General features: G+C 60.0%; 23 protein-coding genes. 8 read left to right on the top strand and 15 right to left on the bottom strand.

Features of this window, described 5'->3' with window-relative positions:
* The first annotated feature begins 2 nt into the window (after positions 1 to 2).
* Both GTP46_RS18970 and GTP46_RS18975 read left to right on the top strand, forming a co-directional pair.
* On the top strand, positions 3 to 1,112 hold the full coding sequence (locus GTP46_RS18970) for an ABC transporter ATP-binding protein (RefSeq protein ID WP_161008190.1): 1,110 nt from the start codon (positions 3 to 5) through the stop codon (positions 1,110 to 1,112).
* 72 nt (positions 1,113 to 1,184) lie between these two features.
* A complete protein-coding gene (locus GTP46_RS18975; protein ID WP_161008191.1) occupies positions 1,185 to 2,489 on the top strand; it encodes a tetratricopeptide repeat protein in 1,305 nt (434 codons plus the stop codon).
* A 33-nt stretch (positions 2,490 to 2,522) separates the two neighbouring features.
* On the opposite strand, the gene GTP46_RS18980 is transcribed toward GTP46_RS18975, so the two are convergent.
* A complete protein-coding gene (locus GTP46_RS18980; protein WP_161008192.1) occupies positions 2,523 to 3,731 on the bottom strand; it encodes a glycoside hydrolase family 18 protein in 1,209 nt (402 codons plus the stop codon).
* Positions 3,721 to 4,476, bottom strand: coding sequence for a GntR family transcriptional regulator (locus tag GTP46_RS18985; RefSeq protein WP_161008193.1), 756 nt, complete (start codon positions 4,474 to 4,476; stop codon positions 3,721 to 3,723). Before GTP46_RS18985 ends, GTP46_RS18980 begins: the two co-directional genes overlap by 11 nt.
* A 367-nt stretch (positions 4,477 to 4,843) precedes the next feature.
* On the opposite strand from GTP46_RS18985, the gene GTP46_RS18990 reads away from it, so the two are divergent.
* The 3 genes from GTP46_RS18990 to GTP46_RS19000 all read left to right on the top strand — a co-directional run bounded on the left by GTP46_RS18990 (position 4,844) and on the right by GTP46_RS19000 (position 10,678).
* Positions 4,844 to 7,573, top strand: coding sequence for a TonB-dependent receptor (locus tag GTP46_RS18990; protein WP_161008194.1), 2,730 nt, complete (start codon positions 4,844 to 4,846; stop codon positions 7,571 to 7,573).
* 67 nt (positions 7,574 to 7,640) lie between these two features.
* The gene (locus GTP46_RS18995; protein ID WP_161008195.1) at positions 7,641 to 9,152 is read left to right on the top strand and encodes a tryptophan halogenase family protein; all 1,512 of its coding nucleotides are present in this window, start codon (positions 7,641 to 7,643) and stop codon (positions 9,150 to 9,152) included.
* 605 nt (positions 9,153 to 9,757) lie between these two features.
* Positions 9,758 to 10,678, top strand: a complete 921-nt coding sequence (locus tag GTP46_RS19000; protein WP_161008196.1) for a glycosyl hydrolase — start codon at positions 9,758 to 9,760, stop codon at positions 10,676 to 10,678.
* Here the strand turns inward: GTP46_RS19000 and GTP46_RS19005 are convergent.
* From GTP46_RS19005 to rpsP, 8 genes are all read right to left on the bottom strand, one after another.
* Positions 10,675 to 13,434, bottom strand: coding sequence for a M16 family metallopeptidase (locus GTP46_RS19005; protein WP_161008197.1), 2,760 nt, complete (start codon positions 13,432 to 13,434; stop codon positions 10,675 to 10,677). The genes GTP46_RS19000 and GTP46_RS19005 overlap by 4 nt on opposite strands.
* Positions 13,435 to 13,519: 85 nt before the next feature.
* Entirely contained in the window at positions 13,520 to 13,849 is a 330-nt protein-coding gene (locus GTP46_RS19010) for a DUF3579 domain-containing protein (protein ID WP_161008198.1), read from the bottom strand.
* A gap of 172 nt (positions 13,850 to 14,021) precedes the next feature.
* On the bottom strand, positions 14,022 to 14,981 hold the full coding sequence (locus GTP46_RS19015) for a CobD/CbiB family protein (protein WP_161008199.1): 960 nt from the start codon (positions 14,979 to 14,981) through the stop codon (positions 14,022 to 14,024).
* 51 nt (positions 14,982 to 15,032) lie between these two features.
* The gene (locus GTP46_RS19020) at positions 15,033 to 15,704 is read right to left on the bottom strand and encodes a CoA pyrophosphatase (protein WP_371869699.1); all 672 of its coding nucleotides are present in this window, start codon (positions 15,702 to 15,704) and stop codon (positions 15,033 to 15,035) included.
* Between the two features lie 66 nt (positions 15,705 to 15,770).
* On the bottom strand, positions 15,771 to 16,154 hold the full coding sequence (gene rplS / locus GTP46_RS19025; protein WP_161008201.1) for a 50S ribosomal protein L19: 384 nt from the start codon (positions 16,152 to 16,154) through the stop codon (positions 15,771 to 15,773).
* A 78-nt stretch (positions 16,155 to 16,232) separates the two neighbouring features.
* Positions 16,233 to 16,979 carry a tRNA (guanosine(37)-N1)-methyltransferase TrmD gene (gene trmD / locus GTP46_RS19030; protein ID WP_161008202.1) on the bottom strand — a complete coding sequence of 249 codons (747 nt, stop codon included), beginning with the start codon at positions 16,977 to 16,979 and terminating at the stop codon, positions 16,233 to 16,235.
* Between the two features lie 26 nt (positions 16,980 to 17,005).
* Entirely contained in the window at positions 17,006 to 17,569 is a 564-nt protein-coding gene (rimM, locus tag GTP46_RS19035; protein ID WP_161008203.1) for a ribosome maturation factor RimM, read from the bottom strand.
* Positions 17,570 to 17,583: 14 nt separating this feature from the next.
* Positions 17,584 to 17,835: a 30S ribosomal protein S16 gene (gene rpsP, locus GTP46_RS19040; protein ID WP_092278370.1), complete on the bottom strand. Its 252-nt coding sequence runs from the start codon at positions 17,833 to 17,835 to the stop codon at positions 17,584 to 17,586.
* A 222-nt stretch (positions 17,836 to 18,057) separates the two neighbouring features.
* On the opposite strand from rpsP, the gene GTP46_RS19045 reads away from it, so the two are divergent.
* From GTP46_RS19045 to GTP46_RS19055, 3 genes are read left to right on the top strand one after another with little or no spacing between them, the layout of a single operon-like run.
* Positions 18,058 to 18,486, top strand: a complete 429-nt coding sequence (locus GTP46_RS19045) for an NINE protein (RefSeq protein ID WP_161008204.1) — start codon at positions 18,058 to 18,060, stop codon at positions 18,484 to 18,486.
* A 13-nt stretch (positions 18,487 to 18,499) separates the two neighbouring features.
* A complete protein-coding gene (locus GTP46_RS19050) occupies positions 18,500 to 19,090 on the top strand; it encodes an outer membrane lipoprotein (RefSeq protein WP_161008205.1) in 591 nt (196 codons plus the stop codon).
* Between the two features lie 7 nt (positions 19,091 to 19,097).
* Positions 19,098 to 20,075, top strand: coding sequence for a proline dehydrogenase family protein (locus tag GTP46_RS19055; RefSeq protein ID WP_161008206.1), 978 nt, complete (start codon positions 19,098 to 19,100; stop codon positions 20,073 to 20,075).
* On the opposite strand, the gene GTP46_RS19060 is transcribed toward GTP46_RS19055, so the two are convergent.
* From GTP46_RS19060 to GTP46_RS19080, 5 genes are all read right to left on the bottom strand, one after another.
* Complete coding sequence (locus GTP46_RS19060; protein WP_161008207.1) at positions 20,062 to 20,286, bottom strand: hypothetical protein; 225 nt, start codon at positions 20,284 to 20,286, stop codon at positions 20,062 to 20,064. The genes GTP46_RS19055 and GTP46_RS19060 overlap by 14 nt on opposite strands.
* 85 nt (positions 20,287 to 20,371) lie before the next feature.
* Entirely contained in the window at positions 20,372 to 22,162 is a 1,791-nt protein-coding gene (locus GTP46_RS19065) for an acyl-CoA dehydrogenase (protein ID WP_161008208.1), read from the bottom strand.
* 76 nt (positions 22,163 to 22,238) lie between these two features.
* Positions 22,239 to 23,171: an electron transfer flavoprotein subunit alpha/FixB family protein gene (locus GTP46_RS19070; protein WP_161008209.1), complete on the bottom strand. Its 933-nt coding sequence runs from the start codon at positions 23,169 to 23,171 to the stop codon at positions 22,239 to 22,241.
* A gap of 11 nt (positions 23,172 to 23,182) precedes the next feature.
* The gene (locus tag GTP46_RS19075; protein ID WP_161008210.1) at positions 23,183 to 23,932 is read right to left on the bottom strand and encodes an electron transfer flavoprotein subunit beta/FixA family protein; all 750 of its coding nucleotides are present in this window, start codon (positions 23,930 to 23,932) and stop codon (positions 23,183 to 23,185) included.
* Positions 23,933 to 24,106: 174 nt separating this feature from the next.
* Entirely contained in the window at positions 24,107 to 24,334 is a 228-nt protein-coding gene (locus GTP46_RS19080) for a sulfurtransferase TusA family protein (protein ID WP_092279519.1), read from the bottom strand.
* Positions 24,335 to 24,409 lie beyond the last annotated feature (75 nt).

Raw genomic sequence — 24,409 nt, forward strand, 5'->3', positions numbered from 1 at the left:
GCATGGCCAGCGTCAGTCTCCGTAACATCGTCAAGCATTACGACAAAACGCCCGTCATCCACGGCATCGACCTTGATATTGCCGATGGCGAATTCATGGTCTTTGTCGGCCCATCGGGCTGCGGCAAGTCCACCCTGCTGCGCATGATCGCGGGACTGGAGTCCATCAGTGACGGCGCGTTGCACATCGGCGGCATGCTGGCCAACGATATCGCACCGGCGCAGCGCAAGCTGGCGATGGTGTTCCAGTCCTACGCGCTGTACCCGCATATGACGGTGTACGAGAACATGGCGTTCGCGCTCAAACTGGCTGGCCACAAACCGGCCGAGGTGCAAGCCGCCGTTGAACGCGCGGCCGACATCCTGCAAATCGCCCCGCTGCTCAAGCGCAAACCGAAAGAGCTGTCCGGCGGCCAGCGCCAGCGCGTGGCGATCGGCCGCGCCATTGTGCGCAAGCCGGAGGTATTCCTGTTCGACGAGCCGCTGTCCAACCTCGACGCCAGCCTGCGCGTGCAGATGCGGGTAGAGCTCAGCCGCCTGCACAAAGAACTGAATACCACCATGATCTACGTGACCCACGATCAGGTCGAAGCGATGACGCTGGGCCAGCGCATCGTGGTGTTCAACGGCGGCCGCATCGAGCAAGTAGGCACGCCGCATCAACTGTACAACGCACCGGCCAACCTGTTCGTGGCCGGCTTCCTCGGCACGCCGAAGATGAATTTCATTCCCGGCGAAGTGGTTGCCGTGGACGGCGGCCGCGTGTCGGTGCGCCTGCCCGGCGGCGCCATCGTGCATGCCGGCAGCGTCGCCGGTGCGTCGTTCGGCACACAACCGGGCGACCAAGTCACGCTTGGGGTGCGCGCCGAGCACTTATCTATCGCTGCGCCGCAGCATGAAGACAATGTCATCCAAGTGGAGGTCGGCCACGTTGAGTACCTGGGCGACCAGTCCATCGTCTACACCACGCTGGACGGCCTGCCCGGTATGATCGCGGTGAAGCACAACGCCGAAGCGGCGGCGCTGCACGCCGGCAGTCCGGTGCAGGTCTACCTGCCGCCGTCGCGCTGCCTGCTGTTTGGGGCCGATGGCCGTGCACTGCAACACGCCTGAATTCGGAGTTCGAAGCGGTTTTATGTAACAATACGCGGGTTTACATCCCCCAGTTTGATTTAAAGGATAACCATGTCTCATATTCGTCTTGCTCGTATCAGCCTGCTGTTGGCCGCCATTGGCCTGAACGCCGCGCCAGCCATCCTGGGCATGGCCCCGGTTCAAGCCGCAGAAGAAAAAAAGCCTGAAGCACCGAAAGACGCTGTCCGTCCAGAGATCTACAAATTGATCGATCCAGCGCAGACCAAGCCGCTGCTGGATGCAAAGAACTACACCGAATTCCAGAGCCGCATCGACCAGGCTGCGGCCATGCCTAACCTCACCCCATACGAAACCTTCGTGCTGAACCAGCTGCGCGTGCAACTGGGTCAAGCCTCGGGCAACCAGCAGATGGCAGTTGACGGTTTGATCGCGATGGTCGAATCGGGCCGTGTACCGCAAGATAGTAAACTGCGCTTCATCGACGCTATCGGCAGCATCTACTACAGCAGCCTGAAAGACTTCGACAAGGCCATCAAATGGTTCGAGCGTTACGGCGAAGAGTCGGGCGACAAGAACAAGCAGCGCCAGTTCATCGTGCGCGCTTACTTCCTGAAAAACGACTTCGCCACCGCAAAGACCGAAGCGCTGAAAGACATCGCCGCCGCCAAGGCCGCGAATGTCGCGCCGCCGAAGGATGAACTGAACCTGCTGGGCAACGTCGGCATCAAGACCAAGGACACCGAACTGTATCTGCAAGCCGTGGAAGAGCTGACCCGCTACTACCCGACCGAAGATTACTGGAACGACCTGCTGAACCGCACCCGCGGCAAGAAGACCTACAACAACCGTCTGGACCTGGACCTGGTGCGCCTGAAAGCCGTCACCGTGCCGTCGAAGATGGAACCTGAAGACTACGCAGAACAGGCCGAACTGGCCGTGCTGGGCGGCTTCTTCACCGAAGCGAAAATCGCGATGGACAAGGGCTACCCGAACGGCATCCCGGCCGGCAAGGATAAAGTCGCACTGCAAAAAATCCGCGACAGCGCCAACAAAGGCGCAGCTGACGATGCGAAAAACATCGACAGCGGCATCCCTGCTGCACAGAAGTCGAAAGACGGTGTTGGCCTGGTCAACCTGGGCTTCAACTACGTGACCCTGGGCCAGTTCGACAAAGGCGTTGACCTGATGAAGCAAGGTATCGCCAAAGGCGTGGCCAAAAATCCTGACGACGCCAAGCTGCGCCTGGGCTACGCCCTGGCATTGGCCGGCAAGAAGGATGAAGCGGTTGAAGCGCTGAAGCCTCTGGCAACCGGCACCGACCCACGCGCCGACCTGGCTCGCTACTGGATCATGTACGTGACCGGCCCGAAAACTGCGGCGCCTGAAGCCAAGTAACTTGAAAAAGCCAGCTTTCGAGCTGGCTTTTTTTTACTTCATCGAGTTCCAAAGAGTGCGCAACATCTGGTGTTCGCTGTCGTCCGCACTCAGCTCCCAGAACATCGCACCGCGCAGGCCTTGCTGCTTGATGTAGCCGGCTTTCTCCTGCAGCGACTCGGGATCTTCATACGTAATCCACACCTGCCCTGCCGCGTCGTATAGGTACGGCACTTTGGCAGCGACATTGCGGAAACGCTTGCCCGGCTTCGCCAATACCATGCCGTAGCCGTATGAATTGCCGCCGTTGATGCCATCAGTGACGCCGCCCGCGCAAGGCTGGTACTGGCCATCGCCATCCGGCCCCGCCGCGCAGCCTTTCCAGCCGTAGCCATAGAACGGTACGCCCAGCACCAGCTTATCCGCCGTCACGCCAGCGCTCAAATATCGCTGCACTGAACCCGATGCGTAGAAGCCGTTGGCCATCACTGGATCTTTGGGATCGGCGTACAGCGCCGCGTGGTGGCCAGTGCTTTTCTCCCACGGCATGTGGTAGTCGTAGGCCATGATGTTGATCCAGTCCAGGCTACGCGACAGCTCCTTCACCCACGCACCGTCGCCGACGTAGTTGCCATTGGCGCCCGCCGCAATCGTGATGGTGTAATGCTTACCATCCTGCTGGCCCGCTGTATCGAAGGCCGCGCGCAGTTCGCGCGCCCACGTGATGAAGTTCTGCCGGTCCTCGGGACGCGCACACACTTCGCCCGCCACGCAAGGCACGCCCGCTTCACCGGGATATTCCCAATCGAGGTCCACCCCATCCAGCCCGTACTGGCGCATCGCCTTCAGCGTCGAAGCGATGAAGTTGGCGCGCGCCGGCGCCGATGCGGCGACGTTGGAGAAACGATTCGACCAATCCCACCCACCAACCGAGATCACCACTTTGAATTGCGGATGCTGTTTTTTCAAGGCCACCAGAGCGCGCAGGTTGGCGCTGTCCTCCGCTTCGTTACGCCATGCCAGCGCGCCGTTGAGCGGCTCCTGGCAGGCCACCACATAATTCACCGACGGTTCGGGATTGCCATGCTTGCCGTCCCAGCACAGGTCGACGAAGGCATACAGCGCCATCGTCAAACGGCTGGCATCGACCGCCGACACAGGGAAGGCTTCATGCTTCCAGCCAGGGTAATAGCCCACCACTTCAGACGCCAGCGCCGGCGTAAAAGCCAGCGCAGCCACCAAGGGAATTAATTTAGCTCGCATTCAGTTCTGCCACAAAGTCATACATATCGCCACGGAAGTAGGAGCGGCAGAATTCCACCGCGCGTCCGTCGCGCAAAAAGCCCAGCCGCTCCACCGCCAGCCCCGCATCGCCCTCTTTCGCTTGCAGCAGCATGGCCTGCTCCGCGTTCAGCAGCAGTGCCGACAAGCGCTGCAAGGCGCGCACCGGACGGTTGCCGGATTTTTCCAGCGCGTCGTACATGGAGATGTCCACCGCATCCAGCGACGGCAGGCAGGAAGCGACGATGGTCGCGTATTCCAGACACATGGGTACATCATCGGCATAGCGCATGCGGTTGAAGCGGTACACCTTGGAGCCGGGACTAAGCCGCAAGCGCATCGCTTCATCCGGCGTCACCGTCCCTTCCGAACGTTTCAGCCACACGCTGCGCGGCGTACGCCCGCGTGCACGCATATCTTCCGAAAAGGACGTCAGCTTGGAGAAGTTCTTTTCGATGCGGGTGTTGATGAAGTTGCCCGAGCCCGGGCGGCGTATCAGCACGCCCTCGCTCACCAGACCGTCGATCGCCTTGCGCACCGTGATGCGCGAGATTTCCAGGTCGGCGGCCAGCTGCCGTTCAGCCGGCAAGGCGTCTTCCGGCTTGAGTAACTGGAGCTCGATTGCAGAGCGCAAGGCACGCTGCAAGCGCTGGTACAAAGGCAGGTTACTGGTCTCATTGAGGTGCTGCCGGATGTGTACCAGTGGTGTCGTTTGATCGCTTTTCATAACGATGGTGACGTCCTCTCCGTAATTGTCCGACGATAATACCAAAAAAAGACCACAGCAAATCCAGCTGCGCTGCAACACTTCTTAAAAAAACCGATCAAATCGCATATCGCCTTTAGGTAAAGGCTTTATACGTGTTGCATACGCGCACACCCGCTTTCCATACCACCATCTATCCGGTCTTATGTGATTGCCTAAAAGATACTTTGTAGGCTGCATACAACATAACAAAAAAGAATTTTAAAGTGGTAGTGATCTGGTATTGAAACGCGAGTATATTGGCGTTGGATTGGTTTTGAACGTGATCTAAAAGAAGCACATCAACAATCAGGGGGCTCGGCGGAGCCTTCTTCAACGGGAGGGAACAATGCATCACAATTCGAATAACAGCAAACTGTCCAAGCTGACGCCTATCGCTACTGCGGTCGGCCTGATGATTATGGGCGCCGCAATGTCGGCACAGGCACAGGAAAAAACCGACGCACCACAAGAAGTGGTCGTGACCGGTATCCGCGCCTCGCTGCAGCAATCCTTGAACCAGAAGCGCAACTCCGACACGCTGGTGGAAGTCATCACCGCAGAAGACGTCGGCAAGATGCCAGACAAAAACGTGGCTGACTCGCTGCAACGCCTGCCAGGCGTGAGCGTGGCAGCAGCCGGCGGCGGCGAAGGCTCGTTCGGCGAGAACGACCGCGTGGCACTGCGCGGCACCCCGTTCGGCCTGACCCTGACCACCCTGAACGGCCACTCGGTATCGAGCGGCGACTGGTTCGCTGACAACATCGTCGGCGGTGGCCGCAGCGTCAGCTTCTCGCTGTTCCCATCGGAACTGATCGGCCGCGTGACCGTGCACAAAGGTTCGCAAGCCAGCCTGCTGGAAGGCGGCGCTGAAGGCGTCGTCGATATCGAAACCCGCAAGCCGCTGGACTTCAAGAAAACCCTCAACGCGCAAATCAGCGTTGGCGGCGTCAACTCGTCCAACTCCGGCAAGACCGACCCGCAAATCAACGGCCTGATCGCCTGGAAGAATGACCAGGGCACCCTGGGCGTGCTGGTACAAGGCTTCCACGAAAAACGTACCCTGAGCCGCGTCGGCCAGGAAAACCAGATCTGGTACGACCACGTTGATCCAGGCAGCCCGATCGACCAGGCTATCCCTGGCGCCGGCACTGCCATCAAAACCACGCCAGCAGCGGGCGCCATCGCCAACTTCCTGGGCGGCACCGCATGGTTCGAACAGAAGCGCACCCGTAACGGCGGCCTGGTTGACGTACAGATCAAGCCAAGCAGCGACCTGATGATCGACCTGACGGCCTTCCATTCGCACTTGGACGCACCGAACATCAACCACAACTTCATGCAGTCGCTGGGTCGTTTCCTGGCGCCGTCGTGGGCCACCACCAACTTCCCAACCGGCGCTGTCACTGGCACCCTGAGCAACGGCGTGATCACCCAGCTGAACGCTACCGTGCCAGCCAATTGCGCACCATGCGCCACCATGTCGAGCGCTGTGCAGGAAGAGTTCAGCCGTCCTGTGGCGGAATCGCAGTCGCAGTTCTTTGACGTCGATGCCAAATGGCGCGTCAACGACCAGCTGACCCTGAAAGGTCGCCTGGGCACCACCAAAGGTATCGGCAACACCGTCAGCGGCGCGCTGGGCGTCTGGATGCCATACACCGGCGGCAGCTACAGCATCAGCGGCGCAGGTTCGCCAGTGATCTACACCACCCCGGGCGCAGACAAGTTCTCGATCGGCGGCATGCAAGCCACGCCGTACACCTACGGCTCGCACGTGACCGCGAACGACAAGGAAACCTACGGTGAGTTGAACGGTACCCTGCGCGCTGACTGGGGTGCAGTCAGCACCGTGCAGTTCGGCGGCCGCGTGGCGGAGCACAAACGTGACCTGACCTCGATCGGTATCAACGCCCTGCCTGGCCTGGATTCGGTGGCCAACCTGCCGATGTCCGGCCTGACCTCGTTCCCGAGCGACTTCAACGACCTGGGCGCCAAAGGCGCCGGCTACTGGACCTTCTCGCAAGACGCGGTCAACGGCTGGCTGTCGAAATACGGCAGCTACTCGGGCGACCTGAAACAAAGCGAATTCACCATCAAGGAACCGACCCAGTCGGCCTTCGTGATGGCTAACTTCGCTGCTGAGAGCCTGTCCGGTAACTTCGGCCTGCGCGTCGTCCACACCACGGAAGAAGTGAACCGCTTCGAAATCGGCCCATCGGGCGGCTTCGAACCGAAGCGCTACTCCAACAGCTATATGGACTTCCTGCCAAGCGCCAACTTCCGCCTGGACGTCACCAAGGACCTGGTAGCCCGCTTCGGCACCAGCCGCACCATGGCGCGTCCTGAACTGGGCATGATGGCTGGCGTCGACCTGCGCGACGTACAGGGCACCGGTAACGTCGGTAACCCGAACCTGCGTCCGATCCGCGCCAACAACTACGACATGGGCGTGGAGTGGTACTTCGCACCGAAGTCGATGATCTCGGCGGATGCCTTCTACTCGGCACTGGACGGCTACGTCACCTACGGCTCCGGCACGGCGACCTTCTACAACCAGCTGCAAAAGCAGAACACCGTGTACCAGGTGTCGACCCCGGTCAACACCACGGCGGAAGTCAAAGGTCTGGAGCTGTCGTACGTGCAGGACATCGGCCGCGGCTTTGGTGTGAACGCCAACTACACCTACACGCTGGGTAAAGAAACCGGCCACGCACCTGGCTCGCCATGCGGCGCCCTGACCTTCCAGGACTGCACCCTGATCGGTACCTCGAAGAACGCCTACAACCTCGGCGCCTTCTACGAGCAGGACAAGTTCAGCGCCCGCGTGACCTACAGCTGGCGTTCGGGCTTCCTGAACGGCACCAGCCGTAACAGCGCCGCCTTCCAGGCGCCAATCGGCACCCTGTCGGCATCGCTGGCTTACCAGATCAGCGATATCTACAGCTTCACGCTGGATGGCAAAGACCTCAACAACCCGCTGGTGCGTTCGGTGATCCACACGCCAGGCGCGATGGACCTGCCAGGCTCGCTGTATAAGAACGGTCGCCAGGTGTACTTCACCTTGCACGCCAAGTTCTAAAACGTAGTCCGGACGGGGCCTTCGGGCTCCGTCTTTTTTTGTCGCAGCTTATTCTCATTACACCATCATGAACGTGACCTCGCCTCCCAAGAAAATCATCATCGTCGGCGGTGGCAGCGCCGGCTGGATGACGGCCCTGATGTATGGCGACGCCCTGATTAAAACCGGCGTCGAGATCACGGTACTGGAATCGCCCAGCGTGGGCGTGATCGGCGTCGGCGAAGGCTCGACGCCGGCGCTCAAGCGCTACTTCGACAGCCTCGGCATCGCCGAAGCGGAGTGGATGCCCGAATGTCATGCCACCTACAAGAGCGGTATCACGTTTGATGGCTGGTCCACCAAACCCGGATACGAAAGCTACTTCCACCAGTTCGCCACCATGGTCGATAACCTGACCCTGCCGAACTTCATGGAAAGCGTCCATTCACGCCAGCGCGGCGCTGCGATCGACGCCCGTCCCAACCGCTACTTCCTGTCGTCGCGTTTGAGCGACGATTGCCTGGCGCCGATCGGCGCCGAGAACTTCCCCTTCTTCACCACCTACGGCTACCACTTCGACGCCACCTTGCTGGGGCAGTTCCTGCACAAGCGCGCAGCCGCGCTGGGCGTGCAACACAAGGTCTGCCACGTGACGCATGCGGTGATGAACGAACGCGGCGACATCGCCGCCGTCGCCACGCAGGAAGGCGAACAGCTGGCAGCCGACTTTTTCATCGACTGTTCCGGCTTCTCCGCCCTGCTGATCGGTAAAACGCTGGAGACGCCGTTTGTCAGCTACGCGGATAATCTGTTCAACGACTCGGCGATTGCCATGCCGAGCGAGATCGGCGACAAGATCCCGACCCAAACCGTATCAACCGCCATGCAGCATGGCTGGGCGTGGAAGATCCCGCTCACCAACCGTTTCGGCAACGGCTATGTGTACAGCTCTTCCTTCGTCTCCGCCGATCAGGCCGAGCACGAACTGCGCGCCAAACTCGGTCTGCTGGAGTCGGACACACAAGCGCGCCACCTGAAAATGAAACTGGGCCGCGTGACCAAGCACTGGAACCGCAACGTACTGGCGGTCGGCCTGTCGCAAGGCTTCCTCGAACCGCTGGAGGCGACCGCGCTGTACCTGACGCAAATGACCGCTGCGATCTTCCTGCTATTCCTGGAAAAAGGCGATTTGAGCGAGAAGGCGCAAGACCTGTACAACCAGGAGATTCACGATTACTTCGACGGTCACCGCGACTACATCGTGGCCCACTACAAGACCAACAGCCGCACCGACACGCCGTACTGGCGCGCCAATGCGGAGAATCTGAGCGGCGTATCAGACTCGCTCAAGCACATCTTCCAGACCTGGATCGAAGGCAAGGATTTGGTAGCGGAGGTGCGGCGCCAGAACATCGAGCGCTTCTACCCGATCGGCTCCTGGTATGCGCTGCTGGCCGGCATGGGCACCTTCCCTGCTATTGAAGGCGGCGTCGCGGGCGACACGCTGGCGCCGCTGGACGACTTCATGCGCCGCTGCGCCCTCAACTTCCGCGACCATCGCACCGTGCTGGATGAAATGGCCAAGATGCGTAACACGTAAGCTCTTCATTGTGTAGTCTGTGCCCGCCACGGCTTTCCCCGGCCCTGGCGGGCTTTTTTTTCCGGCAGAATACACACGCGGGAGTGTTTTCCGAGGCCCGCTCGGGTTCGACGGACGTTTCTGCAGCAATCGTCAGTGCAGTCGAGCTCTGGCTAACAGATAAGAAACAGTTCCCGAAGACAGCCGATCCGAACGGCCTCCATGGCTATCAATGGAAATGTCTCTTTCTGCCCGAAGGCACCGTGCTACGCTCATGGAGTTACGGTGAGCACAATTATGCGCGCGTAGAGGGCGACCACATCATCCACAAAGGACGGGAAGTCAGCGAGCGCAGGCCCAAATGCATCCCCCATCCACACGGCTCAATGCCACCTCGCCTGAGACAGCGGCAGTGGAGGTTAGCGCGGCACGCCCCACCTCACTCCCCTCCGCAAGTGGCGCATCCGTCTTGAAGACGTCGCTTTCAATTAACAGAATTAAACGGCTACCTGTTTTCGCGGGTAAGAGAGCCGATTATTTCCGCAACTAGAACCGAACAAACTAAACACGCACCGAAATTAAGCAGTTGATTGCTAGCGGCACGGCGTGGCGCTACATTCAACGGCATGAGATATCTCCCCCTACTTCTGGCTCTTGCCCTGCCGCTGGCCAACGCTGCGCCGCGTGATGTGAAAACACAGGCGGTCTACGATTACCTGCTTGGCGTGTGGGGCAAGTCCACCATCGCTGGGCAGTCCGACCTGACGTGGCGCGATGCGACTGATATGGCAGAACGTGTGCATGCCGATATCGGCAAATATCCCGCGCTGATGGGCTACGATTTTATGAACTATGTCGACGCCACCGAAGGCGATGGCAAACACCAGACCGAGGAAGCCATCGCGTGGAACGCCAAGGGCGGCCTGGTCTCCTTCCACTGGCACTGGCGCATCGCCAACGGCAAGTTCTACACCAAAGAGACGCCCTACCGCCTGCCGGTCAGCGACTACCGGCAGATCGACGCCGACATCGACCGCATCGCGCTGGAGCTCAAGCGCCTGCAAGCGGCCAAGGTGCCGGTGCTATGGCGTCCGCTGCATGAAGCATCGGGCGGCTGGTTCTGGTGGGGTACCTCGCGCGAAGGCTATATCGCGCTGTGGCGGCATCTGTACGACCGCCTGGTGAACACGCACGGCCTGCACAACTTGATCTGGGTATGGAATGGACAAGACCCGGCATGGTATCCGGGCGACGACGTAGTGGACATCACCGGCTACGACATCTACGACAATACCTTCGCCGAAGCGTGGCGCAAGGCGCAGCAGCACAACAAGCCAATCGCGCTGACCGAGACCGGCCACATTCCCGATATGCAGGACGGCCAGCGCTGGCTATGGTTCATGGTGTGGAACGACGCGGCAGGCGAAGCCGGCGTCACCAGCCCGAATAATTTTTGGACCGGTGAACACCACAACACCAACGCCCACAAGCGCAAAATCTACGGCGATCCAAACGTCATCACGCTGGATCGCCTGCCGAAGTTTTAAGGCTTCTTGGCTTCCGCAGCTGCGGCCTTGGCTTCGTCGCCAGCGACAACCACCGACAACTTGGCTGGATCAATGTGCTTGCGGAAGGCCGCATTCACTTGCGCCAGCGTGGCGGCTTTCAGCTTGGCTTCGTACGCTTTGCTCCAGGCGTAGGTACGGCCCATGAACAGATTATGGTTCCAGCCCGACGCCACCACGCTGTCCTTGGCGCGGTTCTGCAAGCGCTGTTGCAGCAGGCCCGATTTGGCGCCGTCCAATTCCGCTTGCGTGAAGCCGTCTTTCAGCGCGCGCTCCAGCTCTTCGCGGATCGCGGCTTCCAGTTTTTTCAGGTTTTGCGGTGCGGCGATAGCGCCCATGCCGAAGTTACCAGCGCGGTCTTCATCACCGGCGTAGACGCCACTACCACCACCGTAAGACAAGCCATCCTTCTGGCGGATGCGGTCCATCATGCGCGATTTCAGCGCGCCGCCGCCGAAGATGTAGTTGGCCAGTTCCAGCGGCGCGTAATCGGCGTCGTCGGTATTCAGGTCGAGCGACATGCGCGCGTTGTAGGAACCGTTTTCCTTGTCCGGCGCATTCAGCGACGCGTGCAACGGCGCCTTATCCACGTTGGTGTTCAGGATGTGCGCATACGATGCCTTGCTGCTCCAGCCAGTGAAACTTTCATCGATGGTTTTGCTGATCGCTGCCTTGTCAAAGTCACCGACGATGGACAGCTGGCCGTGATCCGCACCGTAGAAGTTGCGGTGGAAGGCCACCACGTCTTCCAGCTTCAGCGCCTTGATGGCTTCCAGACGCTCAGCCACGGTCAGCGCGTTGCGCACATCGCCTTTTGGATAGTGGTTGAAGTGCTGCTCGATGGCTTCATTGGCCAGCACCTGCGGTTCGCTGCGCGAGTATTCCAGGCCAACGATCCACTGCTGGCGCAGTTGTTCAAACTCCGCCTGCGGGAAGCTGGCCTCCTTCAGCACGTGCGCCACCAGGCGCAGCGCCGCGTCGAGGTTAGGCCCCGTGGTTTCGAAGTGGTACGGCGAGCCGGTGATCTTCAGCTTGGAGAAGGCGTCAGCCAATTGCTCGCGCGTGTACTTGCTGGTGCCGCGCATAAGCATCTCGTTGGCGATGGCCGATGCCACAGCGGTATTGGCGAGGTTCTTCTCGTCGCCCCAGTGCAGGCTCAAACTCACCGCCACAGTTTCGCCGCGATTTTTCTTCGGCAGCAGCGCTACTTTCAGGCCGCCGATGGTTTTGATTTCCGTGCGGGCGTTGATGTTGTCCTGGCTCGGATCAAACACTTCCGAGGTCAGCACGCTGTCCTTGCCCTTGAAGTCCTTCAGCACTTCGGCCACGGTCGGCGCAGCGGGAATATCGACGCGCTGCGGATTGTCTTCCGGGATGAACTCCCCCACCACGCGGTTGTCGCGCTTCAGGTAGCGCCCTGCTGCCTCGGCCACTTGCTGCGAGGTGATCTCCGGCAGTTTGTCGCGGCCAAGGAACAGCAGACGCCAGTCACCCAGCGACACTTCTTCCGACAAGGTCACACCCACACGCTGCGGATCGTTGAGCGACTTCTCGATGTAGTTGGCGAAGTTGCGGCGGGTGCGCTCCATCTCTTCGTCGGTCGGCGGCGTTTTGGCGAAGCTCTCCACTGCCTCGGTCAGCGCCTGGCGCACCGGCTCCAGCGGTTCGCCCGATTTGACCACCGCGCCTATGATTTGCAGGCCCGGTGCATAACCGGTCATGCCGAAGCTGAACACCTGCGCGGCTTTGCCGCTCTCCACCAGCTGCTTGTGCAAACGGCCGGTCGGCTCGTCACCAAGGATTTGCGACATGAAGCTGATCGCATCGCTGTCAGCCTGCAGCGAGCTTGGAATCTTGTAGCCCAGCGCGACGATCTGCACATCGCCCTTGCGGCGCACGGTGAAGCTGCGCTCACCATCCTGCGTCGGCTCGACGGTCCAGAAAGGCGGCAGCACGCGCTTCGGTTTCGGGATCTTGCCGAACGAACCGCTGATCCACGCCAGCGTTTGCGCCGGATCGAATTTACCGGCCACCAGCAGCACCGCGTTGTCCGGCTGGTAGTAGGTTTTGTAGAAGGCTTGCAGGTTCTCGATCTTGACGTTCTCGATGTCGCTGCGGTTGCCGATGGTGGAGCGGCCGTAGGCATGTGCATCGTAGGCAATGCTCTGCATGCGCTTCAGCAGCACGCCGAATGGGTTGTTCTCGCCCGATTCGTACTCATTGCGGACCACCGTCATTTCCGAGTCCAGGTCCTTGCGCGCGACGAAGGAGTTGACCATGCGGTCGGCTTCCATATCGAGCGCCCATTTCAGGTTGCCCGGGCTGGCCTGGAATACTTCGTAGTAGTTGGTGCGGTCGTTGGCGGTGGTGCCGTTGAACTCCATGCCGCGTTCGGAGAACTCCTTCGGAATGGCTTTATTTTTCGGCGAGCCTTTGAACATCATATGTTCCAGCAAGTGCGCCATGCCGGTTTCACCGTAGTTCTCGTGGCGCGAGCCAACCAGGTAGGTGACGTTGACGGTGACGGTAGGCTTGGAGGCGTCCGGGAACAGCAGCACTTTCAGGCCGTTCGGCAACCGGTACTCGGTGATGCCTTCGACCGATGGCCCCTTGACCACGCCGGCCGGTAGCGCAGGCGCAGCTGGAGCAGCGGCCCAGGCAGATCCGGTAGCAACGAAGGACATTCCGCACAGCAGAAGGCTGGCGATGGCGGCGTGTTTCAGGCGGCTGTTGTTCATATTTTCTCGCGAAAAAAGATGGAACACGCAGCATACGCCCACCGCGAGGCGGTGAACAGATACTTAACAGATAATTAAGTGAGAATTAATTCTTTTCGGGAACCAGGCAGGCGTCGACCACTTGCAGGTCGTTGTCCTTGGCGAAGGACAGCACGAAGTGATAGGCCATCGGCTCCAGGCCGCGCAGCTTGCCATTGACCACCACCGACTTCACGCCGTTGACCACGGTCGGCGTCACGTAAGGCGAGAACTGCAAATGGGAGTCGCGGCCACCGCCGGTACCTTCCGGCTTGAAGCAGGCCATCACGCCGCACAGACGCTCAGCCCAGTCGCTGGGACGAAACTGCCTGCCATTGCTGGTTTGGCCAAGGATGAAGAACGAATCTTGCTGTTCTGCCGGTTTTTGAACGGACATAGGCGCGGCTGCTTCTGCGTGGATGAGGAAAGAATCTTACGTATTATATCTTATAGAAGACCTAAATAAGTAAGCCCTTGATTGGTAACGTCTTTTTCAAGGAAGATCCCACTTTGGTGCAGGAGATAGTTGCCCTGCACCACGGCAATACCGCTATTGTACCTGCTTCTGCCTATCCGCCGAACCAAACAGCGCTCGACAGCAGCAACAACAACAGCATCCACAACAACAGTGCGCGCCAGACCAGGCCGACCGTGCTCTGCAAAGCGCGGATGCTAGGCTCGTCGCCCGGCATCACATCCGGCTCGATTTCCACGTCCACCGTGGTGGCGTCGACGAATTGCGCTTTCACCGCGTTTTCCGCCGGCGTGCCGAGGCGCACACCCATGGCACCGCCGCCAGCCGACAGGATGATGCCAACCGCTTCATTCGACCAGCGGTGAGCGAAATTGCGCCAGGCGTAGATCGCATCTTCAAAGTTACCGACCACGGCAAAGGCCACGGCAGTCAGGCGTACCGGGATCCAGTCGATCCAGTAGAACGCGCGGGCGGCGAACTGGCCGAAGGCCTCATTGCGCATGTGTTCAGGCTCGTTCCAGGCGCGCGCCAAATGCTCGGAGACACGGTACATCACGGCGCAGGCCGGACCCAGCGGCATCAGGAACCAGAAGAACACACCGAACACATTGCGGTGCGTGGTGATCAGCGATTTCTCCACCGCCAGGCGGGTGATTTCGGCAGCTTCCATGCCTACCGTGTCCTGGCGGGTCCATTCGGCCAGCAAGACGCGCGCAGCGGCTTCATCGCCCGCGTTCAGGGCCAGCTGGATCGAAGTGAAATAGTGGCTGTAGTGGCGGAAGCCCAGCGTCAGGTAGACGATCAGCACGTTCCATGCAAAGGCGGCGTAGGTCAGCTCGTAGTGGCGCAGGACCCAGTAAATCACTGCGGTCGGCACCATCAGGAGGGCCATCATCAGGAACCAGCCCATGCGGCCGTGGGTCGAGTGGCCGGCGTTGAACCAGGTCTCCATCCGCAACGCCAGGCTCTTGATTTCGGCGTAGATCGGATTGTCTGCACGCAGTGGTTTCATCTGCTCGATCAGCAGCGCGCACAAGATGGAAAGAAAAGTCATGTATGTCCTTAAAATCGTCCGGCCTTAATGGTCGCTACGATAGCCTAGTTCTCACTCTGCACGCAAGAAATGGAACAGATTACGCAGCATGCCGGCTGTCGCGCCCCAAATGTAATAGCCCTCATACGGCATGGCGTAGAAGCTGCGGCGGCCGCCTGGCAGGTCCACAGACAGGCGCTGGTGGTTGGCGCCGTCCATCAGGAAGGCCAGCGGCACTTCAAAGATGGCGGCTACCTCGTCGGGATCGGCCGCCACCTCAAATGGCGGCTGCACCAGTGCCACCACCGGCGTGACGCAGTAGCCGGTGCCGGTCAAATAATTCGGCAGCATACCCAGCACGTCGACGTGGCTGCGCGCCAGGCCGATCTCCTCTTCCGTTTCGCGCAGCGCGGTGTCGATGGCATCGGCGTCGTAGTCCTCGGCACGGCCGCCGGGGAAGCTGACTTGGCCGGCGTGGTCGGTCAGATGGGCGGTGCGCTGGGTCAGCAGCACGGTCAGGCCGCTCGGACGCAGCACCAGCGGCACCAGCACCGAGGCCGGCGTCGGCGCACGGTCGTCGCGGCCGGGGATCACGCGCTCACGCTCTTCCGCCATCCACTCGGCGGGTGGCGCGGCAAAACGCTCACGCAGCCACGCGGGCGCCAGGCGCTCCAGCGCAACGGCGGGCTCGCCGGCGATGCCGTCTATCGGGAGTTGCTGGGGATCGAATAATGGCTTGACCAAGTGCATTCCTTAAAAACAAAAAAAGGGGCACCCACGGGCGCCCCTTCTCTCCAAACACAACCGATATTAAACGGCTGCTTTCGCCGCTGGGCGACGGTTTGGCAGTTTTTCTTTGATACGTGCCGATTTACCCGAACGGTCACGCAGGTAGTACAGTTTAGCGCGACGTACGTCACCGCGGCGTTTCACTTCGATCGAAGCGATCAGCGGGGAGTACAGCTGGAAGGTACGCTCAACGCCTTCGCCGGACGAGATCTTACGAACGATGAAGTTCGAGTTCAGGCCACGGTTGCGACGGGAGATAACTACGCCTTCGTAAGCCTGGGCGCGCTTGCGGGTGCCTTCGACTACGTTCACGTTAACGACTACGGTATCGCCAGGTGCAAAATCAGGGATGTTTTTGCCCAGACGAGCGATTTCGTCTTGCTCGAGTTGTTGAATCAGATTCATCTTAATGACTCCATAAACCATCGTGCTGGCGCGTTTTTAAATTGCCCAGTAGAGGATGGGGTTTAACAAAGCGGATTTTTATAAACCCGCCAAAAATTGCTCGTCGCGCTTGGTGAGCAGTCCTGCCTCACGCGCTTTGATAAGCAAATCCGGTCGCTTGCGCGCAGTCGCTTCCAGCATACGCTGGCGGCGCCATTTTTCAATCTCGGCGTGGTTGCCGCCCATCAGTACCGGCGGCACGCCCACACCTTCATACGTTTCAGGCCGCGTGTAGTGCGGCGAATCCAGCAGGCCGTTGAAGAAGCTGTCTTCAATTGCCGAGGCATCGGTGTTCAGCACGCCCGGAATCAGGCGGATCACCGCATCCATCAAGGCCATCGCCGGCAGCTCGCCGCCGGACAGCACGAAATCGCCGAGGCTGATTTCTTCATCGACTACCCGGTCCAGCAAACGCTGGTCCACTGCTTCGTAGCGGCCACACAGGATCACCAGACCGGGCTCCTGCTTCAGCTGCATCACGCGTTCGTGCGTCAACTGCTTGCCTTGGGGCGACATGAACACCACACGCGGTGCAGGCAGGCCGGCATCGGTCTGGCGCTGCTTGGCGGCGGCGATGGTCTGCTCCAGCGGCTTGGCCATCATCACCATGCCGGGGCCGCCACCATAGGGACGGTCATCCACGGTGCGGTGATTGTCGGTGGTGAAATCACGCGGATTCCACAGCGACAGGCCACATTTATTCTGTTCAAACGCACGCCGGGTCACACCCGACTGCGTCAGCGCGGTAAACATTTCCGGGAACAGGGTTACGACATCAAATTGCATGGCGAACCGCCCTCAATGTTTTACGCTTAGTAATCAAGGCCCCAGTCGACAATGATCTTCTTTGCTTCCTTGTCCACCTTGTTGATGAACGCGTCCACAAATGGGATCAGGCGCTCTTGCGCCGCAACTTCTTCGGGATTGGCGCCTGCGGCTGCGGCCGGCGTAATGCGCAAGATCGACTGTGGACCATTGCTCATCATGTCAGTCACGGTACCGAGATGCTCACCTTGGAGATTCTCTACTTCCAGACCGATCAACTCAGTCCAGTAAAATTCATCGCCGGTCAAGACCGGGAAGCGGCTTTGCGGAATCAACACTGCAGCGCCCTTGAGCGCTTCAGCGGCGTCCCGGTCAGACACGCCAACCAGGCGCGCTACGACATCGCCGCCATGCAGTTTGCACTGCTGGACGTCTACATCGCGCATCGCTGGTTTATCGAGCCACCAGGTTTTGACCTTGAGGAGTGCATCCGCATCTTCCGAGAAAGGACGGATCCTAACCCAGCCAGCAACGCCATAAGCACCGAAGACAAAGCCTACTTGTGCCAGATCGTCGGGGACTTGCACCCCGGATGCATTCTTATCGGTCAAACCAGTAACCAGACTTAGGCTGCTGCTTTTTTGTTCTGGGCGACCAGACGAGCAACGGTAGGCGACAGTTGTGCGCCGACGGATTCCCAGTGAGCCAGACGGTCAGCGGTAATACGCAGGGCAACTTCCTGGCCCGAAGCCATTGGGTTGTAGAAGCCAATACGCTCGATGAAACGGCCATCGCGACGATTGCGCGAATCAGTTGCAACGATGTTGAAGAAAGGGCGCTTCTTGGCACCACCACGAGCTAAACGAATAACGACCATAATATTTCCAAAAAATTTGTGCTAGGACGGAAAAAGCCGCGAATTATAGCAAGCTTTGCCGCGGAGCAGCAAGCGTTAATGAAATAATTGGGCATGTTGGGGTAATCAAAGATTATCCCCTGTTCCGGCACTTGGGGCAATAGCTTTGCCCGCAAAAAAGGCGTGCCGGGGGCCGTATTATGCCTGATACTGGTGGTTCACTGACTATTTTGCTGAACAACCATGACTGTTTTGCACCAGACCCGTCACAAAAACAAGACAATCGCCGCGCTGCTCGCCTTCCTGTTCGGCGGCATCGGACTGCAAAGACTGTATCTGGGAGGCTGGCGCGACCGCTGGCTGTGGCTGCATCTGGCCTGCTTGCCGGCCGCACTACTGGTGTCGCTGGCCGCACCGGAAGCCAACCCCTTCTACAAGCTGCTGCCGATCATCGTCTCGGGCCTGGCAGGCTTCCTCGAAGCACTGGTGCTGGGACTGACGCCGGACGACAAGTGGGATGCCCGCCACAACGCGCAATCGGGTCGTCAATCGGACACGCACTGGCCGGTGGCTGTGGTGCTGGTGGCCAGCATGATGATCGGTGCAGGCAGCTTGATCGCGACAATTTCTCGCCTGTTTGACTTGCTGTACACTGGTGGAGCCTACGGTTAATAAGGAGAACACCATGTCCCGCCGTTCCGTCACCACCGCCCTGCTGCTTGCCGCCCTCGCCGCCACGGCGCAGGCGCAAAGCCCCAAAGACCAGTTCAACGCCGAAAACAAACGCATTGCCACGCGCTACGCCGAGGATAAAAAACTCTGCGCCGACGAGCAGGATTCCGGCCAGCGCATGCAATGCCTGCGCGACGCCAAATCCGAGTTCGACAAATCAAACGCCATGGCCAAGGCCCAGTACAAAGCCAGCCCGGCCAAGCCTGGCGATTGCCGCGACTGCGGCAAAGTCACGCAAGTGGTGGCCGGCGAAAAAGCCGGCGAAGGCAGCGCGCTGGGCCTGATTGCAGGCGGCGTAGCAGGCGCCCTGCTGGGCAACCAGGTCGGCAGTGGCCACGGCCGCCAACTGGCCACCGTGGCCGGCGCAGCAGGCGGCGCTTACGCCGGCAAGAAGATCGAAGAGAACGCCAAGTCCAGCAAGCAGTGGACCGTGCACGTGCAATACGATGACGGCCACCAGGCCGCCTACACCTTCGACCACGATCCACAAATGATGAGCGGCGACCGCGTACAAAACGCCAACGGCAGCATCATCCGCAGATAAGGCCCTTATGACAGCACCCACCTTCCCCACCGAATGGCAAGCACTGGTTGACCAGGCGGCAAGCACCTTGCGCGCGTTAGCGCTGGATGAAACGGCCAAGGAAAAATTCTGCAACGATCCGCTGCTGCGGCCGTATATGCACAAGGTATCGCAGCGCTACGTGGCAGGCCAGACGGTGACGGAGGCGTTGCAGCGCGTTGAGCAGATCATCGCGCGCGGCCACGCGGCATCGGCCGAGTACATGGGCGAAAGCGTGCGCGACGAAGCCTTCGCCATGGCTGAAACAGACGTGTTCATGGAACTGGTGAAAGCCATCGGCCAGCGCAACCTGAATTGCTCGATCTCGTTCGACCTGTCGCACGTCGGCTCGCTGGTGGACAGCGAACTGGGCTACCGCAACGCGCGCCGCATCGCGCTGGCCGCCGCTGAAATCAACCGCGAGGTGATGATTTCAATGGAAGGCATCGACCGCGCCGACGATATCTACGCCATCTACACCCGCCTGCACCAGGACGATGAGCTGCACAACGTCGGCATCACCGTGCCAGCCAAGCGCCACCGCACCGCGCAGGACTTGCCTGCACTGATGAAGCTGCCGGGCCGCATTCGCTTGGTGAAAGGCGCCTTCCTCGAACCGGAAGGCGTGGCCTACAGCCGCAACAGTCCAGAGCTGGCCACCGCCTACCGCCGCTACGCGCAAGAACTGCTGCTGAGCGGCCACAAGTGCTCGATCGCCACCCATGACCGTAGCATCCAGACCAATATCAGCGACTTGATCCTGCAAGAACGCATCGACCCGCGCTGGTATGAGTTTGAATCGCTGATCGGCCTCGGCACTGAGCAAATCGACCAGCTACAAGCGTACGGCTTCCCCACCCGCGAATACGCGGTGTTCGGGCAGGAGCATTTCCTCTACGTGCTGAACCGCATCGCCGAGGAACCGATCCGCGTCTACCAGGCCATTCTCGACCTCAATGCAGGTTGAGCGCCACGAAGGACTCCACGCTGCCCGCCGCGGAGCGCGACGATGGGCGGGCGCCGGCTGCCACAGCCCACGCCAGCACCCAGTGGCCGGCCTTGATTTCCTCGGCCACGGTGTTGGCGTGCAGCAGGCGCTGGGCGGCTGCGTTCATGCGGCGGACGGCATAGGCCTTGCGGTCGGCGGTGGATGCGGTGTGAATGACGATAGGTTTCATGCTGGCCTCTCCAAGAGAATGTCCAGCTTGTACGCACCCAAACGCGCATTGGATTCAAAAAAAACGGCCCGAAGGCCGTTTTTTATTAGAACTGCTCGATATCGAGCGCCAGTACGCCGGCACTACCCTCGATCACCGAGGTGCGAATGCCCGAGGACTGGGTCAGGAAGTGGTCAGCGAAGAAGCGCGTGGTAGCGATCTTGGCTTTGTAGAAGCTGGCGTCACCGTCGCCGGCGTCCAGTTTCTGCTGCGAGATCACCGCTGCGCGCGCCATCTGCCAGCCGCCCAGCACGATGCCGGCCAGTTTCAGGTAAGGCACGCTGCCCGAGAACACGCCCTTGATGTCGGCCTTGATGTTGGCAACCACATAATCCACCACCGCTTCCAGATCAGCTGCACCTTGCGACAGGTGTTTGCGGATGGCGGCGAAATCAGCGCCTTCCAGCTTGGCCAGTTCCGCTTCGGTCGCGCGCACTTGGGCGATCAGGCCCTTGGCAACCTTGCCGGCGTCACGCACCGTCTTACGGCCGATCAGGTCGTTCGCCTGGATGGCGGTCGTGCCTTCGTAGATGGTCAGGATCTTCGAATCACGGTAGTGCTGCGCCGCGCCGGTTTCTTCGATGAAGCCCATGCCGCCGTGGATTTGCACGCCGTCGCGGGTGACGTCTTGCGACAGCTCGGTCGACCAGCCTTTGATCACTGGCACCAGATATTCGTACACGGCCTGGTTCTCGGCACGCACCTCAGCATCGGCGCTGTGGTGGGCCGCGTCGTACAGCGCAGCGCCAACGTAGGCCAGCGCACGCGCGGCTTCAGTTTGCGAACGCATATTCATCAGCAGGCGGCGCACATCAGGGTGATTGATGATGGCCACGCCGGATGGCGAACCGGTCAGGTCACGCGACTGCACGCGGTCCTTGGCGTAGGCCAGCGCGTGCTGGTAGGCGTGCTCGGACAGGCCGATACCTTGCATGCCAACGCCGAAGCGGGCTGCGTTCATCATGATGAACATGTATTCCAGGCCGCGGTTCTCTTCGCCCACCAGCGTGCCGATGGCGCCGCCGTTGTCGCCGAATTGCAGCACGGCGGTTGGCGAGGCCTTGATGCCCAGCTTGTGTTCGATCGACACGCAGTGCGCATCGTTGCGCGCACCCAGCGAGCCGTCGGCATTGACCATGAACTTCGGCACGATGAACAGCGAGATACCCTTCACGCCCGCCGGCGCATCCGGCGTACGCGCCAGCACCAGGTGAACGATGTTATCGGTCATGTCGTGATCGCCGTAGGTGATGAAGATCTTGGTGCCGAAGATTTTGTAGGTGCCATCACCCTGCGGCTCGGCGCGGGTGCGCACAGCGGCCAGGTCGGAGCCAGCCTGCGGCTCGGTCAAATTCATGGTGCCGGTCCATTTGCCGGTCACCAGCGGCTCCAGGTAGGTGGCTTTCTGTTCATCGCTACCGGCGGTCAGCAGCGCTTCAATCGCGCCATCCGACAGCAGCGGGCACAGCGCGAACGCCAGGTTGGCGCCGTGCAGCATCTCTACGCACGGGGTGCCGACCAGCTTAGGCAGGCCCTGGCCGCCGTATTCGGTTGGGTGCTGCAGGCCTTGCCAGCCGGCGTCGGCGAACTGGCGGAAGGCTTCCTTGAAGCCTTTGGTGGTGATCACGCCATCCTTGGTCCAGTAGCTCGGCTCTTTGTCGCCTTCGTGGTTCAGCGGGGCGATTTCACCGGCGACGAATTTCGCGCTTTCTTCCAGCACCGCTTCGGCGGTTTCCGGGGTGGCGTCTTCGCAGCCCGGCAGTTCGCTCACGGCTTGCAGGTTGGCCAGTTCGTTCATCACGAACAGCATGTCTTTGATTGGTGCTTGATATGGCATCTTCTATCTCCAAGAAAAAGGCCACGGCAACCCGGCGTTCCGGATCAGCGTGGCCTGAGAGGTGCTTTATGCGGGTTTAGCCCAGTTCAGCAACCAGTTGTGGCACGATGTCGAACAGGTCGCCAACGATGCCGTAGTCGGCAACGGAGAAGATCGGTGCTTCCGGATCTTTGTTGATGGCGACGATGGTCTTCGAATCTTTCATGCCGGCCAAGTGCTGGATCGCGCCCGAGATACCGACGGCGATGTAGAGGTTAGGCGCAACGATTTTGCCGGTCTGGCCAACTTGCCAGTCGTTAGGCACGTAGCCTGCGTCCACCGCAGCGCGCGATGCGCCCATTGCGGCGTTCAGCTTGTCTGCCAGCGGTTCCAGGATCTTGAAGGCTTCGCCCGAACCCATGCCACGGCCACCGGAAACGATGATCTTGGCAGCGGTCAGTTCTGGACGGTCTGACTTGGCGACTTCACGGCCAACGAAGGCCGATTTGCCAACGTCAGCAGCGGCAGCAACGGTCTCGGTCGCAGCCGAACCACCGGTGGCGGCAGCAGCGTCGAAGCCGGTCGAACGCACGGTGATGACTTTGACGTTGTCGCTCGACTGCACGGTAGCGATGGCGTTACCGGCGTAGATCGGACGCTCGAAGGTGTCCGGCGAGTCAACTTTGGTGATTTCCGAAATCTGGGCAACGTCCAGCTTGGCAGCGACGCGTGGCAGGATGTTTTTGCCGTAGGCGGTAGCTGGCGCCAGGATGTGGCTGTACGAACCAGCGATGGCCAGTACTTGCTCAGCAACGTTCTCAGCCAGGCCGTCAGCGAAGTACGCAGCGTCGGCCACGATAACTTTCGACACGCCGGCGATAGCGGCAGCAGCGCTCACAGCGGCGCCAGCGTTCGAGCCGGCCACCAGGACGTGCACGTCGCCGCCGCACTGGGCGGCTGCGGTCACGGTGTGCAGGGTGCTGGCCTTCAGGCTAGCGTTGTCGTGTTCAGCGATAACTAATGCGACCATGTTCGTTTCCTTTAGATGACTTTAGCTTCGGTGCGCAGTTTTGCGACCAGGGTGGCAACGTCCGGTACCGTGATACCAGCCGAGCGTTTTGCCGGCTCGGTAACTTTCACGGTTTTCAGGCGTGGGCTCACATCGACGCCCAGGTCTTCCGGCTTGATCACATCCAGCGTTTTCTTCTTCGCCTTCATGATGTTCGGCAGGGTCACGTAGCGCGGCTCGTTCAGGCGCAGGTCGGTGGTGATGATGGCCGGCAGGGTCAGTGCCAGGGTTTCCAGGCCGCCGTCCACTTCGCGGGTCACGGTGGCTTTGCCGTCTTCCAGCACCACTTTCGAGGCGAAGGTCGCTTGCGGCCAGCCCAGCAGCGCAGCCAGCATCTGGCCAGTCTGGTTGGAGTCGTCGTCGATCGCCTGTTTACCCAGGATGATCAGTTGTGGCTGTTCTTTGTCAGCCAGTGCTTTCAGCAGCTTGGCCACGGCCAGCGGTTCCAGTTCGGTGGTGGTTTCCACCAGGATGCCGCGATCGGCGCCGATGGCCATCGCGGTGCGCAGGGTTTCCTGGCACTGGGTTACACCAGCGGACACGGCGATCACTTCGGTGACCTTGCCAGCTTCTTTCAGACGGGTGGCTTCCTCCACCGCGATCTCGTCGAACGGATTCATCGACATTTTGACGTTGGCGATATCAACACCGGTGCCGTCGGACTTCACACGCACCTTGACGTTGTAGTCGACTACACGTTTGACGGGTACCAAGACTTTCATAGCTGTGCCTTTGGGAAAAAATAAGAATTCGGGACTTACAATGTGGGCTAGATTATATGAGAAATCAGGCTCGCACAAGAAATTTAAGCACGATCGTGCGTTTTTTAGCTAGTAGAAATCGTCTAAAAATAAAATCTTTCAGACGAACTTCTGGAAGGAAAAATACAGCGGCTGTTATTTGCGCTGCATCAAAAAGACAAACTCACGGCCGATCTGGACATGTGACAACAGGGCGTTGCCGGTTTGTTTGCAGAAAGCCTGGAAATCACGCACCGAACCAGGGTCCGTCGCCATAATACGCAACACCTCACCGCTTTGCAGCTCTGCCAGGGCCTTTTTGGCTTTCAGGATAGGCAACGGGCAATTCAGGCCGCGTGCGTCCAGTTCCTTTTGAAATTCCATGGTTTCGTTTTCAAGTATCGTGTCGCTCATCGAGAACCCGCTCTTTGGTTAGGTGTGTCGTCATACTACTCCTTT

Source organism: Duganella flavida (assembly GCF_009857445.1).
In the GTDB taxonomy this organism is placed as follows: Bacteria; Pseudomonadota; Gammaproteobacteria; order Burkholderiales; family Burkholderiaceae_D; genus Rugamonas; species Rugamonas flavida.

Coding starts and splice junctions, on each gene's coding strand:
- GTP46_RS18970 (WP_161008190.1), top strand. CDS start 3: ATGGCCAGCGTCAGTCTCCGTAACATCGTCAAGCATTACGACAAAACG.
- GTP46_RS18975 (WP_161008191.1), top strand. CDS start 1,185: ATGTCTCATATTCGTCTTGCTCGTATCAGCCTGCTGTTGGCCGCCATT.
- GTP46_RS18980 (WP_161008192.1), bottom strand. CDS start 3,731: ATGCGAGCTAAATTAATTCCCTTGGTGGCTGCGCTGGCTTTTACGCCG.
- GTP46_RS18985 (WP_161008193.1), bottom strand. CDS start 4,476: ATGAAAAGCGATCAAACGACACCACTGGTACACATCCGGCAGCACCTC.
- GTP46_RS18990 (WP_161008194.1), top strand. CDS start 4,844: ATGCATCACAATTCGAATAACAGCAAACTGTCCAAGCTGACGCCTATC.
- GTP46_RS18995 (WP_161008195.1), top strand. CDS start 7,641: ATGAACGTGACCTCGCCTCCCAAGAAAATCATCATCGTCGGCGGTGGC.
- GTP46_RS19000 (WP_161008196.1), top strand. CDS start 9,758: ATGAGATATCTCCCCCTACTTCTGGCTCTTGCCCTGCCGCTGGCCAAC.
- GTP46_RS19005 (WP_161008197.1), bottom strand. CDS start 13,434: ATGAACAACAGCCGCCTGAAACACGCCGCCATCGCCAGCCTTCTGCTG.
- GTP46_RS19010 (WP_161008198.1), bottom strand. CDS start 13,849: ATGTCCGTTCAAAAACCGGCAGAACAGCAAGATTCGTTCTTCATCCTT.
- GTP46_RS19015 (WP_161008199.1), bottom strand. CDS start 14,981: ATGACTTTTCTTTCCATCTTGTGCGCGCTGCTGATCGAGCAGATGAAA.
- rplS (WP_161008201.1), bottom strand. CDS start 16,154: ATGAATCTGATTCAACAACTCGAGCAAGACGAAATCGCTCGTCTGGGC.
- trmD (WP_161008202.1), bottom strand. CDS start 16,979: ATGCAATTTGATGTCGTAACCCTGTTCCCGGAAATGTTTACCGCGCTG.
- rpsP (WP_092278370.1), bottom strand. CDS start 17,835: ATGGTCGTTATTCGTTTAGCTCGTGGTGGTGCCAAGAAGCGCCCTTTC.
- GTP46_RS19045 (WP_161008204.1), top strand. CDS start 18,058: ATGACTGTTTTGCACCAGACCCGTCACAAAAACAAGACAATCGCCGCG.
- GTP46_RS19050 (WP_161008205.1), top strand. CDS start 18,500: ATGTCCCGCCGTTCCGTCACCACCGCCCTGCTGCTTGCCGCCCTCGCC.
- GTP46_RS19055 (WP_161008206.1), top strand. CDS start 19,098: ATGACAGCACCCACCTTCCCCACCGAATGGCAAGCACTGGTTGACCAG.
- GTP46_RS19060 (WP_161008207.1), bottom strand. CDS start 20,286: ATGAAACCTATCGTCATTCACACCGCATCCACCGCCGACCGCAAGGCC.
- GTP46_RS19065 (WP_161008208.1), bottom strand. CDS start 22,162: ATGCCATATCAAGCACCAATCAAAGACATGCTGTTCGTGATGAACGAA.
- GTP46_RS19070 (WP_161008209.1), bottom strand. CDS start 23,171: ATGGTCGCATTAGTTATCGCTGAACACGACAACGCTAGCCTGAAGGCC.
- GTP46_RS19075 (WP_161008210.1), bottom strand. CDS start 23,932: ATGAAAGTCTTGGTACCCGTCAAACGTGTAGTCGACTACAACGTCAAG.
- GTP46_RS19080 (WP_092279519.1), bottom strand. CDS start 24,334: ATGGAATTTCAAAAGGAACTGGACGCACGCGGCCTGAATTGCCCGTTG.